The organism is Mucilaginibacter rigui, from assembly GCF_014773275.1.
Classification (GTDB): Bacteria; Bacteroidota; Bacteroidia; order Sphingobacteriales; family Sphingobacteriaceae; genus Mucilaginibacter; species Mucilaginibacter rigui_A.
Window position 1 is genome coordinate 536,465 of the sequence record NZ_JACWMW010000002.1, and the last position, 14,937, is coordinate 551,401.

19 protein-coding genes are annotated in these 14,937 nt (G+C 43.6%); 10 read left to right on the forward strand and 9 right to left on the reverse strand.

From position 1 onward, the window contains the following. Positions 1–97 precede the first annotated feature (97 nt). Positions 98–463, forward strand: coding sequence for a response regulator (locus IDJ75_RS09510; RefSeq protein WP_191175390.1), 366 nt, complete (start codon positions 98–100; stop codon positions 461–463). A 41-nt stretch (positions 464–504) separates the two neighbouring features. Then, a complete protein-coding gene (locus IDJ75_RS09515; RefSeq protein WP_191175391.1) occupies positions 505–693 on the forward strand; it encodes a hypothetical protein in 189 nt (62 codons plus the stop codon). A 127-nt stretch (positions 694–820) separates the two neighbouring features. Here the strand turns inward: IDJ75_RS09515 and IDJ75_RS09520 are convergent, their stop codons facing one another. After that, a complete protein-coding gene (locus IDJ75_RS09520) occupies positions 821–1,645 on the reverse strand; it encodes a polysaccharide deacetylase family protein (RefSeq protein ID WP_191175392.1) in 825 nt (274 codons plus the stop codon). Between the two features lie 74 nt (positions 1,646–1,719). Then, complete coding sequence (locus tag IDJ75_RS09525; protein WP_191175393.1) at positions 1,720–2,136, reverse strand: polysaccharide deacetylase family protein; 417 nt, start codon at positions 2,134–2,136, stop codon at positions 1,720–1,722. Positions 2,137–2,298: 162 nt separating this feature from the next. On the opposite strand from IDJ75_RS09525, the gene IDJ75_RS09530 reads away from it, so the two are divergent. The 3 genes from IDJ75_RS09530 (at position 2,299) to IDJ75_RS09540 (ending at position 4,404) form a co-directional block, all read left to right on the forward strand. Next, a complete protein-coding gene (locus tag IDJ75_RS09530) occupies positions 2,299–2,889 on the forward strand; it encodes a TetR/AcrR family transcriptional regulator (RefSeq protein WP_191175394.1) in 591 nt (196 codons plus the stop codon). A gap of 4 nt (positions 2,890–2,893) precedes the next feature. Then, positions 2,894–3,127, forward strand: a complete 234-nt coding sequence (locus tag IDJ75_RS09535) for a hypothetical protein (protein ID WP_224746550.1) — start codon at positions 2,894–2,896, stop codon at positions 3,125–3,127. 83 nt (positions 3,128–3,210) lie between these two features. Next, a complete protein-coding gene (locus IDJ75_RS09540; RefSeq protein ID WP_394368094.1) occupies positions 3,211–4,404 on the forward strand; it encodes an MFS transporter in 1,194 nt (397 codons plus the stop codon). A gap of 63 nt (positions 4,405–4,467) precedes the next feature. Here IDJ75_RS09540 and IDJ75_RS09545 read toward each other — a convergent pair whose 3' ends face one another. Next, positions 4,468–5,589: a serine hydrolase domain-containing protein gene (locus IDJ75_RS09545; RefSeq protein WP_191175395.1), complete on the reverse strand. Its 1,122-nt coding sequence runs from the start codon at positions 5,587–5,589 to the stop codon at positions 4,468–4,470. Positions 5,590–5,883: 294 nt separating this feature from the next. On the opposite strand from IDJ75_RS09545, the gene IDJ75_RS09550 reads away from it, so the two are divergent. Continuing rightward, positions 5,884–7,953: a prolyl oligopeptidase family serine peptidase gene (locus tag IDJ75_RS09550; RefSeq protein WP_191175396.1), complete on the forward strand. Its 2,070-nt coding sequence runs from the start codon at positions 5,884–5,886 to the stop codon at positions 7,951–7,953. Positions 7,954–8,007: 54 nt separating this feature from the next. On the opposite strand, the gene IDJ75_RS09555 is transcribed toward IDJ75_RS09550, so the two are convergent. From IDJ75_RS09555 to IDJ75_RS09570, 4 genes are all read right to left on the reverse strand, one after another. Continuing rightward, entirely contained in the window at positions 8,008–8,775 is a 768-nt protein-coding gene (locus IDJ75_RS09555) for an exodeoxyribonuclease III (RefSeq protein ID WP_191175397.1), read from the reverse strand. Positions 8,776–8,839: 64 nt separating this feature from the next. Beyond that, on the reverse strand, positions 8,840–9,301 hold the full coding sequence (locus IDJ75_RS09560; protein ID WP_191175398.1) for a GNAT family N-acetyltransferase: 462 nt from the start codon (positions 9,299–9,301) through the stop codon (positions 8,840–8,842). Further along, complete coding sequence (locus IDJ75_RS09565; protein WP_191175399.1) at positions 9,298–10,008, reverse strand: peptidylprolyl isomerase; 711 nt, start codon at positions 10,006–10,008, stop codon at positions 9,298–9,300. The genes IDJ75_RS09560 and IDJ75_RS09565 overlap by 4 nt, the downstream gene beginning before the upstream one ends. Before the next feature lie 14 nt (positions 10,009–10,022). Then, positions 10,023–10,376, reverse strand: coding sequence for a hypothetical protein (locus IDJ75_RS09570; protein ID WP_191175400.1), 354 nt, complete (start codon positions 10,374–10,376; stop codon positions 10,023–10,025). Between the two features lie 114 nt (positions 10,377–10,490). Between IDJ75_RS09570 and IDJ75_RS09575 the strand changes: the two genes are divergently transcribed. Together IDJ75_RS09575 and IDJ75_RS09580 are read left to right on the forward strand one after the other, a co-directional pair. Then, entirely contained in the window at positions 10,491–10,820 is a 330-nt protein-coding gene (locus IDJ75_RS09575; protein ID WP_191175401.1) for a hypothetical protein, read from the forward strand. Positions 10,821–10,883: 63 nt separating this feature from the next. Then, the gene (locus IDJ75_RS09580) at positions 10,884–13,184 is read left to right on the forward strand and encodes a TonB-dependent receptor (protein WP_191175402.1); all 2,301 of its coding nucleotides are present in this window, start codon (positions 10,884–10,886) and stop codon (positions 13,182–13,184) included. 156 nt (positions 13,185–13,340) lie between these two features. Here the strand turns inward: IDJ75_RS09580 and IDJ75_RS09585 are convergent, their stop codons facing one another. Further along, positions 13,341–13,946: an HAD family hydrolase gene (locus IDJ75_RS09585; RefSeq protein WP_191175403.1), complete on the reverse strand. Its 606-nt coding sequence runs from the start codon at positions 13,944–13,946 to the stop codon at positions 13,341–13,343. Positions 13,947–14,015: 69 nt separating this feature from the next. Between IDJ75_RS09585 and IDJ75_RS09590 the strand changes: the two genes are divergently transcribed. Beyond that, entirely contained in the window at positions 14,016–14,198 is a 183-nt protein-coding gene (locus tag IDJ75_RS09590; RefSeq protein WP_191175404.1) for a hypothetical protein, read from the forward strand. 46 nt (positions 14,199–14,244) lie between these two features. Continuing rightward, complete coding sequence (locus IDJ75_RS21460; RefSeq protein WP_394368101.1) at positions 14,245–14,487, forward strand: type II toxin-antitoxin system RelE/ParE family toxin; 243 nt, start codon at positions 14,245–14,247, stop codon at positions 14,485–14,487. Here IDJ75_RS21460 and IDJ75_RS09600 read toward each other — a convergent pair whose 3' ends face one another. Next, positions 14,488–14,886 (reverse strand): hypothetical protein, encoded by a 399-nt coding sequence (locus IDJ75_RS09600; protein ID WP_191175405.1) that lies wholly within the window; start codon positions 14,884–14,886, stop codon positions 14,488–14,490. Positions 14,887–14,937 lie beyond the last annotated feature (51 nt).

Here is a 14,937-nt window from a genome sequence, read left to right on the forward strand (position 1 = left end):
AGCAGGTATTTTAATTCATATTTGGAATACAATAGCTAAATTAATAATTGCGAATATTATAACGCTATAATTAACTCCAGCGGAAAATTTAATTTATATGCAAAAATTGTATATTTACATTGTAGAGGATAACCCTTTAATTGCCTATGCTTTAAAGAGTATGATCCTTAAAATGGGACACAATATTTGCGGATTGGCGGAGTGTTATGACGAAGCTGTGAAAGACCTAAAGGTTATGCATGTTGATCTTGTAATTACAGATATAATGCTAAAAGGAAGGGAGAGTGGGATTGACCTTGCACATTATATTAACCGCAATTTGCATATCCCCTTTGTTTTTCAATCATCTGTAACCAATATGGAGATGATTGACCAGGCTAACCAAACACATCCTAATGCTTTCCTGCCAAAACCGGTAAGCAAAACAGAAATGATAAAAGTGCTTGCCGAAATAGCAGCCTAATACTATAATACTTAATTGTTAAAGTTTACAATACCCCCTAAATGGAAACACGACAAAAAAAATCCTGCCCGCATTGTGGCAAGGGCAAACTCACCAACCGCGCCCGAAGACCCGCATTAATGAAAGCAACCCTGTTTTGGTTACCCATAAAAAGATATTCTTGCAGTATTTGCGATAAAAAATCATACGTGTACGGTTCTGTTTGGGAAACCGTAGAGAAAAAAGACTGATTAAATGATTTAGAGGGGGATTTCTGAATCTAATTATGTGCATCTTACCTATCGGGCATAAAATGTGCCCGATAAGGTGTAGGTGTTTAATGTGTATCGCCCCTGATCAATTCGTTTCGGCTTCTTCTTAAATACCTTTTAACTTTATTGGTAGGTTGTTTGGTTTAGCCCGGTATATAATATAGGGGCTAGCCTTATCTGTTGCAGCCATAATTTTTAGGGTTTGCCTGGAAGCGCCCTGCGTTACCTTAACCAGTTTCCAATTTGCAGGCACATGGGTTTTAAGGGTGAGCGGTAAGTTGTACATGGCTTTATTAAGCGTTTGCGAAAGCGTTACCGTAATGCTGCCATTGCTTATGGTTTTAACATTAGCGTTTTGGCGCTCGCGCATATAGCGGGTAACATCGCCAAAAGTGGCTACCCATAATTTATTTTCGCGGGTTTTAATATAGTTAAAATACTCGTTCAGTTGTTGATGGGATAAGGCCTCCCAGCCAATACCATCAACCCCATGTATAGTAAGTACCAACCATGTATTATTTTTATTGGCGGTGGTATCAACCCAGGCTTTCATCATAGGCATGGGCGTTTTTGTGGTAGCCCCGCGCTGAAACTGTATGTACTCTTTATCGGTGTTACCCGGGTTGCTATTATTGCCACGGCTTATTTCTTTTAACCAGGGCTCGGGCATGCGATTACGCAGTGCGGGATAAACCTTGTAGGCATAACTCATTACCCTTTCGCTTTCGGTACCAAACGGCCCTTCGCCCGAAAAGGTGTATTGGGCGCCAAGATGCTTTAGTATCTCCTCCTTGCTTTTGGTAAGTTCATAAAGCATGTTGGGTTCATCCAGTATGGCCAGGCGCGGGTGGGTTATCATGTGGCTGGCAAATTCATGGCCCTGCGCGGCATACTTGCGTATCTGTGCCCAGGTAGTGCCGTGCGCATCCATATATTCCGGGTTGTGCTGTATGCCTTGTTTAAACTCGTTGTTGCGTACCTTGCTATACAGTTCATCAATTAGCTTTATTGCCTCGTCTGTTTTACCGGCATCAACAAGCGAGCCTGCGCTGTAGTAATAACCATAGGGCCAATCAATCCTAAATATGAAGCCGCCGAAGCCCGTTCAAACAGGTTGTTTGCATTGGTGGGGATAGTAGCAGTTTCTTTAATAATATCCTGAACGGGCCTGCCAATAAATTTGCCATGATATGTTGAACCCGGTATTTGCCCTGTTATTATAAAAAATGTGGCCGGTAATTTATAGCTGTTTAGCAATGGCAACGCCACTTTAAATTGGTTGATGGAGCCGTCATCCCAGGTAATAGATACTGCGCCTTTTTTATCGTCCTGCCAGCGGGTAATTTCTGTTTTACCGGCTTGGGCATTACACAGGTTTGCAATAAAGCACCCCGTTATGAATGGGAACAGTAACTTTTTCATGGCTGATGCAAATTGATTGTAGCTAATATAAAAAGTTATGGGCAGTTATTCGTCTTATAAGTAAACAGCCGGTAATTGTAAGGAGGACGTTATGGAGAAAATAAATAAATAATTCATAAATGAATGAATATTCATTTATATTTGTAGCGGATATTATTAGATATGCGTATAAGGAACAACGATAAGGTACAACTGGTAAAGCAAAAAGCGATAGAGCTGATTGTGAAGGATGGATTGGAAGGCTTCAGTATGAATAAGCTTGCTAAAGCATGCAATATTTCGGTAGCTACACTGTACATCTATTATAAAGATCGCGATGATCTGATCCTGAAAATCGCCATGGAAGAAGGGCTTATAATGGCAGAGGCAACGATGAAAGATTTCAGCCCCGATATGTCGTTTGAAGATGGTTTACGTGTTCAATGGCATAACCGTTATCAGTATACAAAAGCTAAGCCGCTGTTGAATTCTTTTTTTGAACAGCTGAGGACCTCCAGTTACCAGGAGGAATTTCTTGCCAGCTTTTTGAGCGAGTTTAAAGTTGTGATGGGTAAGTTTATGCAGAATATTATTGACCGTGACGAAATTGAATTGATGCCATTTGAAGTATACTGGTCGGTAGCGTTTGCGCCTTTATACAACCTTATCCGCTTTAACAACGAGGGCCAAAGCATGGGCGGCCGGCCTTTTAAAATGACCGATGAAATACTGTGGAAAACCTTTGACCTGGTTGTAAAAGCCCTAAAAAAGTAAGCTTATGAATACAATCGAAAATTTTGACCACATACTGTTATTTAAAACAAACATAAGCTGCGATAACGATAAGCAGTTGTTACATAAGTTGCTTGATAACAACCCCACCGTACAATGCTGGAGCGTTGATATGGAGGATAGCGATTGCGTGCTGCGGATAGTATCCGAAACGCTATCGCACACACAAATAATTGAAATGATAACACAACACGGCTACAGTTGCTGTGAATTAACTTAACCCACAATGAACACTCAACAACCGGTAGCATTACGGGCTACCAAAAATTCGTCATATTCCTGCTGGCTATCACCCAGTTCACCGTGATACTGGATTTTATGGTGATGTCGCCCCTGGGCGATATGCTGATGAAATCTCTTAACCTTAAACCTTCCGCCTTTGGTATAGCCGTATCGGCGTATGCTTTTAGCGCTGGCATCTCAGGTTTGTTAACCGCCGGCTTTGCCGATAAATACGACCGTAAAAAGCTGTTGCTATTCTTTTACGCAGGCTTTATAGCGGGTACTATATTTTGCGGTCTTGCTGAAAGTTATGCCGTATTGGTAGCCGCCCGCATCATCACCGGCCTTTTTGGCGGCGTTATCGGGTCGATCTCTATGGCTATTATCACTGATATTTTTGCACTGCAACAACGCGGCCGTGTTATGGGCTTTATACAAATGGGCTTTGGCGCCAGCCAGGTTTTGGGCGTACCCATAGGTATTTACATTGCTACTTTATGGCGCTGGGAAGCCCCGTTCTGGATGGTAGCAATACTCAGTATTATGATAGCCGTTACCATCACCATATACCTTAAACCACTAACCGCTCACCTTGCCTTACAGCACGACAAGTCGGCATTTACACACCTCTGGCATACCGTTAAGAATAGCGATTACCGTGTAGGTTTCACTTCAACCGCGCTATTATCCATAGGCGGTTTTATGATGATGCCATTCGGTAGCGCCTTCGCGGTGAATAACCTGGGGGTAAATTATAATCAATTGACCATGCTGCTGATGGTATCGGGCTTAAGTTCCCTGCTCATCATGCCCCTGATTGGTAAGCTAAGCGATAAGATAGATAAGTTTAAGATATTTGCCTTTGCATCAGTTTGGATGATGATTATGTGCGTGCTTTATACCAACCTAGGGGTAACGCCTTTAATACTGGTAATGGTATTTAATATCTTAATGATGATGGGCATCATGAGCCGCATGATCCCATCATCGGCACTAACCAGCGCTATCCCCGAAATGAGCGACCGCGGCGCCTTCATGAGCATTAATTCCTCATTACAGCAAATTGCGGGGGGTATTGCAGCAGCTGTTGCAGGTTTAATAGTAACCCAGCCAAGCAAAGGCGCGCCTTTACAGCATTATAATACTGTGGGGTACGTAATTGTTGTAATTTCTATCATCAGCATATTACTGATGCGTAGGGTTGATAAAATGACCAAAAGAAAATTAGCCGATAAAAAGGCTGCAATTATACCCGAAGAAGCGTTCGCGCATTGATCTGTCATTCTGTGTCCGCTTGTCCCTAAGCGGAAACGGGGGACAAGCGGAACAAAGTGATAGTTACGGCTTAATAATTTTGTCTGCCAAACTAATTAATGCTCCCTGTGTGGTTGGGCCGGCTTCATTAGCAAGCAATATAATTCCGGTTTTTTGATCGGGATAAAAAACAATATAACTGCTAAAGCCTAAACTACCCCCGGTATGAGAAAACTTGCGTACACCTTTATCTGTAACATTAACTTTCCAGTTTAAGGCGATAGCGCCATTTTCCGGCTTCCCGTTAGTAGACCTGTGGCTAAGCATAACATCTGCTTTGCTTTCGTCCATTTGGTAAGCCATATATTTTAACATATCCGAACTCGTCGAACTGATGCTCGCCGCCACCCGCAGGTCTTCCCAAACAATAAAGGGCATAACCCGGCCTTTGCCATCATAACCATTTACAAGTGCCCCGGGAAGCTTCCCTTCAGCTAAAAAGACAGTATTTTTCATTTTTAGCGGTTTTGTAAAATATGTTTCTAATAATTTGTCGATAGAGGCTCCGTAAACCCGTTCCATAATATAGCCAAGCAACTGGGCTGCAGTATTACAATGCCTTGTAACAGCGCCCGGAACAGTATCCAGCTTTATATCATGCAGGTCGCGGTAAAGATCGGCACGGGCGTATTTTTTATGCAGGCCATCCAGAATATAGGGGATAGAATCGGGGTTAGCTTTAATGAAAAGGTCTTTATTATTGGGCATCCAGTTGGGTAAGCCCGAGGTGAGATTAGCAAGATTAACCAGTTTAATAGGCACACCCTTGTATTCTAAATTTGGATACTTCCCATCAAGATACAGGCGTATATCGTCATCAAGCTTTACCTTTTTGTCTAAAACAGCCTTTGCAAGCAAAGCCGAGCTGAATGTTTTAGTTATAGAAGCAAGTTCGTAAACTGAATTAGCCGTTGGTGTTTTCCTTTTCCCCTTTTCTGTTGTACCATAATTATAAATTAGTGAATTGCCATCTTTTATAATCCCAATGGAAAGACCAACGCGGGAACTATCATTCATAAAAGCTGAAACTGTGCTGTTAACCAACGAATCGAACCGGGTCTTTAGCTTATTATCGCTAAGTTTTTCCTGTGCATAGCAGGCCAATCCGCTTATTATCGACAGTAATATAATGGTAACTTTTTTCATAATGCGTTGGTTTTATTTAGTAGATGAAAGAAAGATCATAAAGGTTACGTGGTATTTGAAATTTAATTTTTGCGAACGGCAGATTGTTGTTCTGCTAAGTTCCCCTCTTGAGAGGGGGCGCGATTGGCTGTGCAGCTGCAGGGGTGTGTAAATATAGAAAGGACACACCCCTGCACCCCTCTCAAGAGGGGAATCCCACAAATCCCATCGCTTTTAGTTTCTTTCCAACACCTCTGCTATTGCCATCACAAGTACTTTGCCTATATTTAGCTCATCATCCTTATCCATATTTCAATGAAAAAAGGCCTGCTACTCACCGTAATTACTACCGCCGCTATGGCTGCAAACGCACAGCAAAAATTCGATCCGCCAAAAACCAAAGCCATACCCGTTGTTGATACGCTGCATGGCGTTAAGCTAACCGATAACTATCGCTGGCTTGAAGACAAGAAGAACGAGGATGTTATAGAATGGACAAAAAAACAGCACGATTACGGTGTTGAGTACCTGGCCAAAACCCAAAAGGTACACCCCGACCTGAAAGAAAAAATTGCCGCTTACCTGAATATGGACTACGAGGGCCCGCTGAATACAGTTGGCAAACGCGTTTTCCAAACAGTGAAAAAGAAAGGCGATAAACAATATAAGATCTATACCATCATCGACGGTAAAAAGATATTGATATGGGACCCGGTTGCGTTGGATGCCGACGGCAAGATCTCGACCAGTGGCACCAGCTATACTTATGATGGGGAACGCGCGGCCATAAGTGCGCAAAAAAGCGGTGCTGAGGTAAACACCGTTTACTTTATTGATACCCGTACCGGTAAGCAAATTCACGACCCTATTAAAAACACCAGCGGGTTTGATTGGGCACAGGACCAGCAGCACGCCTACGTTACCCTGCGCAGCCAGGAGGACGTTGATAAGCAGCGCCCTTTAAAAACTTACTACCTAAAAGTTGGCGACCCTATTGAGAAAGCTACCTTTGTAGGTACTACCAAAGATGCCCAGAACAGCTTTTTTATATACGATAACCGTTACAGCGATGTTACCTTTAGCGGCGAGGGCGATTTCTACTCAAACAGTGTAAAGATCCGCCCTACAGGAAGCCTTAAGGATGGCAAACTGATCTACAACAGCAAAAAGTTCCAGGCATACCCCGAGGCTATCGGTAACCGCCTGTACATCAAAACAAACGATAACGCGCCAAACAGTAAGCTGATGGTGGCCGACAAGCTGCACCCGGAATATAAGAACTGGAAAACGCTTATCCCCGAAAGCAGCACCGTAATGGAGAGCTATGCGGTTACCAAAAACAGCATCATCATACAGGATAAAAAGGATATCCAAAGCCGCTTAACTATTTACGACCTGAACGGCAAAAAACTACGCCCCGTGCCACTGCCCGAGCAAGGTAGCGTTGGTGGCATGAGTTACGACCGTGAGGAGGATAAACTATACATATCGCTGGTAACGTTTACCTCCACCCCAAAAACCTACGTTTGCTCGCCGAAAGATTATAAATGGAAGCTGTTTTATCAAAGGATACTGCCTGTTGATATGAGCGAAATTACCGGCGAGATAAAATTCTATATCAGTAAAGATGGCAGCCGCGTGCCTGCATTTGTGGTACATCGCAAGGATATAAAACTGGATGGTAACAACCCGGTATTGTTAACTGCTTACGGCGGCTTCCAGTCGGGCATTAAGCCGGGATACTTTGGCTTTTACGCGCCGTTTATCCAGGCGGGTGGTATTGTGGTACAACCCGGCATCCGTGGTGGCGACGAGTTTGGCGAGAAATGGCACCTTGACGGCATGCTGGCCAAAAAGCAAAACAGCTTTGATGATTTTTACGCCTGCGCGGAATGGCTGATCAAAGAAAAATATACCACCGAAAGCAAGATAGTTGCCTTGGGTGGCAGTAACGGCGGCCTGCTGATGGGTGCCGCCGCAACCCAGCGCCCTGACCTGTTCAAAGCCATTGTATGCGAAGTGCCGCTGCTGGATATGCTGCGTTACCACAAATTTCTGATAGCCCGTTATTGGATCCCCGAATATGGCGCAGCCGAAGACCCGGAGCAGTTCCGCTGGTTATTGCGTTACTCACCATACCACAATATTCGCGTAGGTGTAAACGTACCGCCCATGTTGGTTACCGCCGGCGCTAACGATACCCGTGTTGACCCTATGAACGCCAAAAAGTTTGTGGCAGCGTTGCAAAACAACCCCGGCCAAACCAGCCCTATCATCCTCCACATGGATTTTGACAGCGGCCACGGCAGCGGCCAAAGTACTCAGCAAGCCATTGAAAACTGGACGTTTGTATTTGAATATGTAATGAACCAGTTGGGGATGTAAGAATACACACCCATCTAATACGTCATTGCGAGGACGGGTGTTTATTAGGCGTCCTTAAAACTCCAACTCCAGCAGTACCGGGCAATGGTCAGAATGTTTGGCTTCGGCTAATATCGCGCAGCGTTTAATATTGCCTTCCAGCTCTTTGCTGGCCATAGCATAATCAATGCGCCAGCCCAGGTTTTTGGCGCGCGAATTTGCGCGGAAGCTCCACCAGGTATAATTATGGGGCTCTTTATTACAATGCCTGAATGTATCTACAAAACCCGACTCGATAAAGTTCTCCATCCATTCGCGCTCCTCAGGTAAAAAACCGGATGAATTGGCGTTTGATTTTGGGTTATGGATATCGATAGGGCGATGGCAGATATTGTAATCACCGCAGATAACGAGGTTGGGGATACTTGCTTTTAAAAGGGTAAGGTATTTACCAAATTCATCCAGGAAACGGTATTTGAAGATCTGCCTGTCATCGCCGCTTGAACCGGATGGAAAATAGGCGCTCATTACCGATACCTCATCAAAATCAACCCGTATGCAACGCCCTTCGCGGTCAAAATCAGGGATGCCGCAGCCATACTCGACATGGTTTGGCAGGCGTTTGCTAAAAATAGCCGTTCCGCTGTAGCCTTTTTTTTCTGCCGGGAACCAAAAATGCTGATAGCCCATATCGTCAACCAGGCCCAGTTCTTTGATCACATCAGGTGTAGCCTTAATTTCCTGCAGACAAATTACGTCGGCGTCGGTAGCTTGTAACCATGCCAGCCAGTCTTTACTTATTGCCGAGCGTATGCCGTTAACGTTATAGGTAATTATTTTCATGTTATTTTATCTGTCATGGTGAGCCTGTAGAACCATTTTAAGTTTTGAATGATCCTTGACAGCCTCAGACTGACAGGCTCTTCGCCATTTTAAAATTATTCAATTCAACACCATCAACCATAATGGTTTGCGGCGCAACTACATTAAATCCAAAATGTTCAAATACCGGCCTGGCCGTTATGCTGGCATCGGTAGTAATAATGCTGAACTTTTTATTTTTTGCAACCTGTTCAATTTCTGTTAACAGTAATTTAGCAACGCCCTTACCCTGATGATTGCGATGCACAAACAGCATATCTACATGCCCATTATGGGTTAGGGATGAAAAGCCGGTTATTTCACCATCTTCAACCACTAAAAAATGCTGGTTGGTTATCTTGTCCGTCCAGCCGGGTGTGTTTGTCCAGCGACCGGCCCATGCAGCCACCTGTTCCGCACTGTAATCTTTTAAGTTAACCGTGCTGATGGTATCGCGGTATAAGTGTGCTATCTCATCAAGATCTGTAATGGTTGCAAGCCGTATCATTTTACTTTAGGCCATAGTAATTCATCCAATTGCTTGCACTCCTTTTTGCTGAGCAGTTCAACCGTCATGGGGATATTCACATCCGGGCGGTCCTTGTCATCTTTTTTTACGGCAGCAATGCGGTCAACCATATCAATGCCGGTAACAACCTCGCCATATACTGTATAATTTTGGTCAAGATGCGGCACACCGCCAACAGTTGTATAAATATCGCGCTGGTACTGTGGGATTTTACGGCCTTTCAACCGGGTATTCTCCAGGGTATCTAATTTGCCGGGGGTAAAGCGTTTACCTTCTACAATGTAAAACTGGCAGGCGCTTGATGCTTTTGTGGGGTTATCATCGCGCGCGGCAGCAAGTACACCACGTTTGTGGAACAGGCTATCCCTGAATTCGGCAGGTACGGTGTATTTAAGGTCGCCGTTGCCCAGCTCTGCGCCCGGTTTGTTTTTGGCCGTATCGCGCGAATCAGGGTCGCCGCCCTGGATCATAAAATTCTGTATCACCCTATGAAACAGCGTACCATTATAAAAGCCCTCTTTGGCAAGCTTTATAAAATTATCGCGGTGTTTGGGCGTTTGGTTATACAGGCGTATAATAACACTGCCATAGCTGGTTTTTATGCGTACGTATTGATTTTTGGGTGGTTTAGCAAAAGCTGCGCTAATGGCAAGCAGCAACAGGCAAAGGGTAAAAATTCTTTTCATATATCATTGTAAGGTTAAAACTCCCACTCCATCTCCGCTTCAAAATAATCGATGATTAACGATTTTATGAGCATCTCCTGTTCCAGCAAAGTATAATTGGGTACCGTTTTTACCAGTTTCCAATGCGGCCAGCCGTCCTGATCAAGCCCTTCCAGCTCATAAAACCCCATTTTGCTGAACAGTTTGCAATTGGCAATATGCATCAGCTCTTCCTTTTGCCTTTTGCTGAACTTGCGGGGGCCCTGTCCAAGTTCCTGTACCCCTATTAAAAACAATACCACTTTAATATCCGGTTTCTCATTATCAAACTCAGTAGCGATACGGTTTTGCAGGGCGGCCCATTTTAAATTAATTTCGGCAGGTTTCATAAAGCAAATATAGGTATGCAGGCGGGTTAAATACTTTTTTGATGATATACATTTAACAACATTGTTACGTTTTAAAAATATCTTTAGCGTTTTATTAATTACTTTTGCCCTGTTGTGAAAAAAAGCATGTATCGTATTATTTGCGCCTGGGCGTTACTACTCTGTTTTATAACAGGGCAGTATATGGTATTTGCCCACCAGCACAACATCACCAAAAGCATACACGCACCTAACTGCAACGATTGCCACAACACGGCAAAACAAACCTTTAAAGAGAAATGCCAATTGTGTGACAGCATGCACCATACCCATATGGAGCTGCTTGGCAATGTGTACTATACACCGTTTTTTAGTGTTGACCATGTTTACGTAACATATCAATACGATTTTAAAAGCATAGCCCTTATACTTTCCCAGGGCCGCGCCCCCCCTGTAGTTTCATAATAATTACTATCCTGCCAAACGCCGCTTGATGTGGCATTTTCTTGAATTTTTAATTTATTTATTATGAAACTGAAGCTTATTAGTTGCTTTTTATTTTTGTTCGTTCAATTTTCTGCATTTGCAGACGCTATAGATTTTAAGGGTAAAGTTATTGACGCTAAAACCAACGAGGCCCTTATCGGTGCCACTGTTAGCATCCCCGATTTGCGCATATCCATCATCACAAACGCCAATGGTGAATTTACCTTCCGGTCGATACCTGCAAAGGGCCGTTTTGTGGTACAGGTGCAGTATGTAGGCTATAAAAGCCTTACCCAAACCGTAGATTTTTCATCACCCGCTCCAATAGTATTTGCCTTGCAGGCAAGCGTTATAGAAACGCACGAAGTTGTAATAACCGGTACGCCGGTAACATCGGGCAGCCGCAGTAACAGCACATCGGCAACAGTTGTTACTAAAGAGCAGTTACAAGGCTCATCAACCAATTTGATCGACGCATTGGCCCGCCAGGTGCCGGGCGTAAGCCAGATTACCACCAGCCAGGCTATCTCAAAACCGGTTATTCGCGGGTTAAGCTATAACCGAGTGGTAACCCTTAACGATGGTGTAAAACAACAAGGCCAGCAATGGGGCGATGAGCACGGCATTGAAATGGACCAGTATGCCGCAGGCCGTGTTGAGGTTTTGCGTGGTGCCGCATCCCTGCAATATGGGTCTGACGCGCTTGGTGGCGTTATTAACGTAATAGATCCGCCTACCCCATCCGAAGGGAATATTGCCGGCGAGGTTTTAACCAATTACTCTACCAACAATGGCTTAAGCAATACATCGGTAATGTTAAGCGGCAACGAAAACGGTTTTGTTTGGCGTGGCCGTGGCACTTACCAAAACGCCTACTCATTTAATACGCCTGCCGGCAGGTATATTAACAGTGGTTTTAACCAAACCAATGCAAGTGGTATGCTGGGATTTAACAAGGCATGGGGGTACTCACATTTAAACTTCTCATATTTTAAAGATAACATTGGCTTTTATGATGCCGAACCGGGCGACCCGCTGTACAATACATCAACCAGCCGCACACTTGATTACCCAAGGCAGGATATCCGCCATTATAAAGTGGCTTTAAACAATAATTTTCTGTTTGGCTCAAGCTCGTTAAAATTAGACCTGGGTTACCAGAAAAACCAGCGCCGTGAGTTGGAAAGCACACCTGTGCCTAACTTATTTTTTGACATGAACACCTACTCGCTGGATGCTAAATACTACCTGCCCGAAAGTAACGGCTGGCACCCTGTAATTGGTTTAAGCAGCAGCCTGAGCCATAGCGTTAACCTGGGTGAGGAATTACTGATCCCGGCTTATGATGAATACAGCACCGGCGCATTTGTATATGCGAAAAAAGTATGGGGGCAAAACACATTTAGCGCAGGCGCCCGGTTTGATTATGTCAAAAACAAAGGCAAGGCACAAAACAATGATGAAGGCAACCCGATATTTACCGGGTTTGATAATAAATTTTCTAACGTGAGCGGTGCTTTAGGTTACACCCACATCTTTAACGACGACCTGAGTTTTAAAGCGAATGCAGGTACCGCATTCCGCGCGCCAAACCCTGCCGAGCTGGGCAGCAACGGTGTGCATGAAGGTACAAGCCGTTACGAGATAGGTGATGCTAACCTAAGCCCCGAAAGAAGCTACCAGGCCGATGCTACGCTGGAGTACGGATCGGGATTTGTAACGGGTAGTTTTGGCATCTATGAAAATTACATCCATAATTTCATCTATGCATCAAATACCAATAAGGAGCAAACAACCGTAATTGACGAGGGAACCGGCTTGCCAAGGGAGTACGATACTTACCGTTATGGCCAGGTAAATGCCAACCTTTACGGTTTTGAAGGTAACCTTACCCTGCACCCGGTATCATTTGTACATTTTGAAAATACATTTAGCTATACCCAGGCACAAAACAAAACCTTCGACAGGCCTTTACCATTGATACCTGCCGGTGTTTTGCATAACACCCTGCGTTTTGAGCCAAAAGTAAAAGGTATAACCGATTTTTACTTTTATGCAGGTATAGATAACTACTTTGCACAAAACCGCATTGATGCCACGTTTGAAACCGGAACAAACGGCTATACTTTGCTTAATGCCGGTGTGGGTGCAACATTTAACATTGGTAAGCAGCCGCTTAAACTTTATGTATCGGGCACCAACCTTACCAATAAAGCCTATTACGATGCCCTGAGCCGTTTAAGGCCGGGCCGCTACAGCCAGGAAGACCCAACCTACGGGGTTTACAACATGGGCCGTAACATAACCTTTGGGGTTTACATACCCTTCGGAACCAATAAATAATACAGTTAGTTAGTTTAGTTAGAAAGAAAGCCCCGGAGTAGTTACCGGGGCTTTCGCTTTTTATAAACCACAGAGGGTACAAAGAACCGCCACAAAGAACACAGAGATTTTTTTAATACCCAGTGCCCTCTGTGAAAACCTCTGCTCACTCTGTGGTTATATAATAAAGTTGTTTTCTAATTCAGCTTTTAGCTGTTCGGCAGATGAAAAATGAATGGATTTGATACCCAATTTTTGTGCTGCTAAAACGTTGCGCAGGTTATCATCAATAAATAAAGCTTCTTCGGCTTTAGTATTATACCTGTCTAATAATAGTTGATAAAAGGCTGGATTAGGCTTACGCATTTTTTCGGTGCCCGATACTACGATGCCATCAAACCAATTCAGGAAATCATAACGTTGTAAAGCAATAGGGAAAGTCTCTGCCGACCAATTGGTAAGTGCATAGATCTTATACTTCCCATTTTCTTTTAATTGTTTAAATAGCTCAACCGTGCCTTCAATGGCACCGCCAAGCATCTCTTCCCAACGGCCGTAAAAGGCGCGGATGTTGGCCTCGTGGTGAGGGTATTGCTGTACAAGCAGCTCTGTACCTTCCTGTAACGGGCGGCCGGCATCCTGTTCTTCGTTCCATTCGGGCGTGGTGATGTTGGCCAAAAAATCTTTCATCTCCTGCTCGTCGGGAAACAGGTTACGGTACAGGTAATGCGGGTTCCAGTCAACCAGTACCGCGCCAAGGTCAAATATAATGGTGTTGATCATAATGTTTTAAACTAAATAAACGCTTTTAATTAAAATGACGTTTAGTATATTTAAATAAATATTAAAGATATGCTTACAAGGGATGATGTGCTAAAAACAATTGATGATTTACCAAAAGAATTTAGCCTTGACGAGATAATTGACAGATTGATAATATTAGAAAAAATTGATACGGGGTTAGATCAGTCAAAGAACAACGAAACAATATCAACTAATGAAGCAAAAGAACAGCTGGCTAAATGGTTGAAGTAAAATGGACAAAGCAAGCAATTAAAGACATTGATAAATTGCTGAATTTATTTCTAAAGACTCCGAATATTACGCCCACATCCAGGTAAAACGCTTTTTTGAAGCGGTAAAGGTTTTAGAAAAATATCCATTATCAGGTAAAATGGTGCCTGAGAAGTTAGACCCGGAGATAAGGGAGGTTTTTTCCGGCAGTTATAGATTAATTTATCGTATAGTTTCAGATAAAAGAGTGGACATAATCACAGTTCACCATAACAGGCGATTACTGGCAAACAACCCGGCTATCAAATAATTACTTTTTCTTCTTCTCCTCTTTTTCCTTTTTTACATCTCGCTCTACAACCTTAACCGAGGTAATTACCTTGTCTTTACCCATGGTAAAAACCAGGTTTTTGGTGTACAGGGTATCAATGCCGCTCATTTTACGCGTTATCTCATAATGGAAGCTCAGGCTATCGTAGCTGAAACGATCGGGGTAATGAAGCAGGCCAACCACGTTACTAAATTTCAGCCCAACCAACTTATGGGAGGCAAGCAGGTCATCAACCATCATGTACCTCCTCGGGAAAGTGATCCCGTCCCCATCGTTCCACTCATCACGATCAAAGGGTTGTTTATTTGTACAGCTAAACAAAAAAGCGGATATCGGGAAAAAAAGGATAATAAACCGGAATGATCTGAGGCGATTCATATTACTAAATATTGTAAGGCAAATATCCTTTAAATCCTTCAAACTCTGTAA

Bases quoted from the DNA above. Each gene is read 5' to 3' on its own strand.
- IDJ75_RS09530 (WP_191175394.1), top strand. From the start codon at position 2,299: ATGCGTATAAGGAACAACGATAAGGTACAACTGGTAAAGCAAAAAGCG.
- IDJ75_RS09600 (WP_191175405.1), bottom strand. From the start codon at position 14,886: ATGAATCGCCTCAGATCATTCCGGTTTATTATCCTTTTTTTCCCGATA.
- IDJ75_RS09545 (WP_191175395.1), bottom strand. From the start codon at position 5,589: ATGAAAAAAGTTACCATTATATTACTGTCGATAATAAGCGGATTGGCC.
- IDJ75_RS09590 (WP_191175404.1), top strand. From the start codon at position 14,016: ATGCTTACAAGGGATGATGTGCTAAAAACAATTGATGATTTACCAAAA.
- IDJ75_RS09515 (WP_191175391.1), top strand. From the start codon at position 505: ATGGAAACACGACAAAAAAAATCCTGCCCGCATTGTGGCAAGGGCAAA.
- IDJ75_RS09570 (WP_191175400.1), bottom strand. From the start codon at position 10,376: ATGAAACCTGCCGAAATTAATTTAAAATGGGCCGCCCTGCAAAACCGT.
- IDJ75_RS09555 (WP_191175397.1), bottom strand. From the start codon at position 8,775: ATGAAAATAATTACCTATAACGTTAACGGCATACGCTCGGCAATAAGT.
- IDJ75_RS09520 (WP_191175392.1), bottom strand. From the start codon at position 1,645: ATGGATGCGCACGGCACTACCTGGGCACAGATACGCAAGTATGCCGCG.
- IDJ75_RS09525 (WP_191175393.1), bottom strand. From the start codon at position 2,136: ATGAAAAAGTTACTGTTCCCATTCATAACGGGGTGCTTTATTGCAAAC.
- IDJ75_RS09580 (WP_191175402.1), top strand. From the start codon at position 10,884: ATGAAACTGAAGCTTATTAGTTGCTTTTTATTTTTGTTCGTTCAATTT.
- IDJ75_RS09510 (WP_191175390.1), top strand. From the start codon at position 98: ATGCAAAAATTGTATATTTACATTGTAGAGGATAACCCTTTAATTGCC.
- IDJ75_RS09535 (WP_224746550.1), top strand. From the start codon at position 2,894: ATGAATACAATCGAAAATTTTGACCACATACTGTTATTTAAAACAAAC.
- IDJ75_RS09565 (WP_191175399.1), bottom strand. From the start codon at position 10,008: ATGAAAAGAATTTTTACCCTTTGCCTGTTGCTGCTTGCCATTAGCGCA.
- IDJ75_RS09585 (WP_191175403.1), bottom strand. From the start codon at position 13,946: ATGATCAACACCATTATATTTGACCTTGGCGCGGTACTGGTTGACTGG.
- IDJ75_RS09560 (WP_191175398.1), bottom strand. From the start codon at position 9,301: ATGATACGGCTTGCAACCATTACAGATCTTGATGAGATAGCACACTTA.
- IDJ75_RS09550 (WP_191175396.1), top strand. From the start codon at position 5,884: ATGAAAAAAGGCCTGCTACTCACCGTAATTACTACCGCCGCTATGGCT.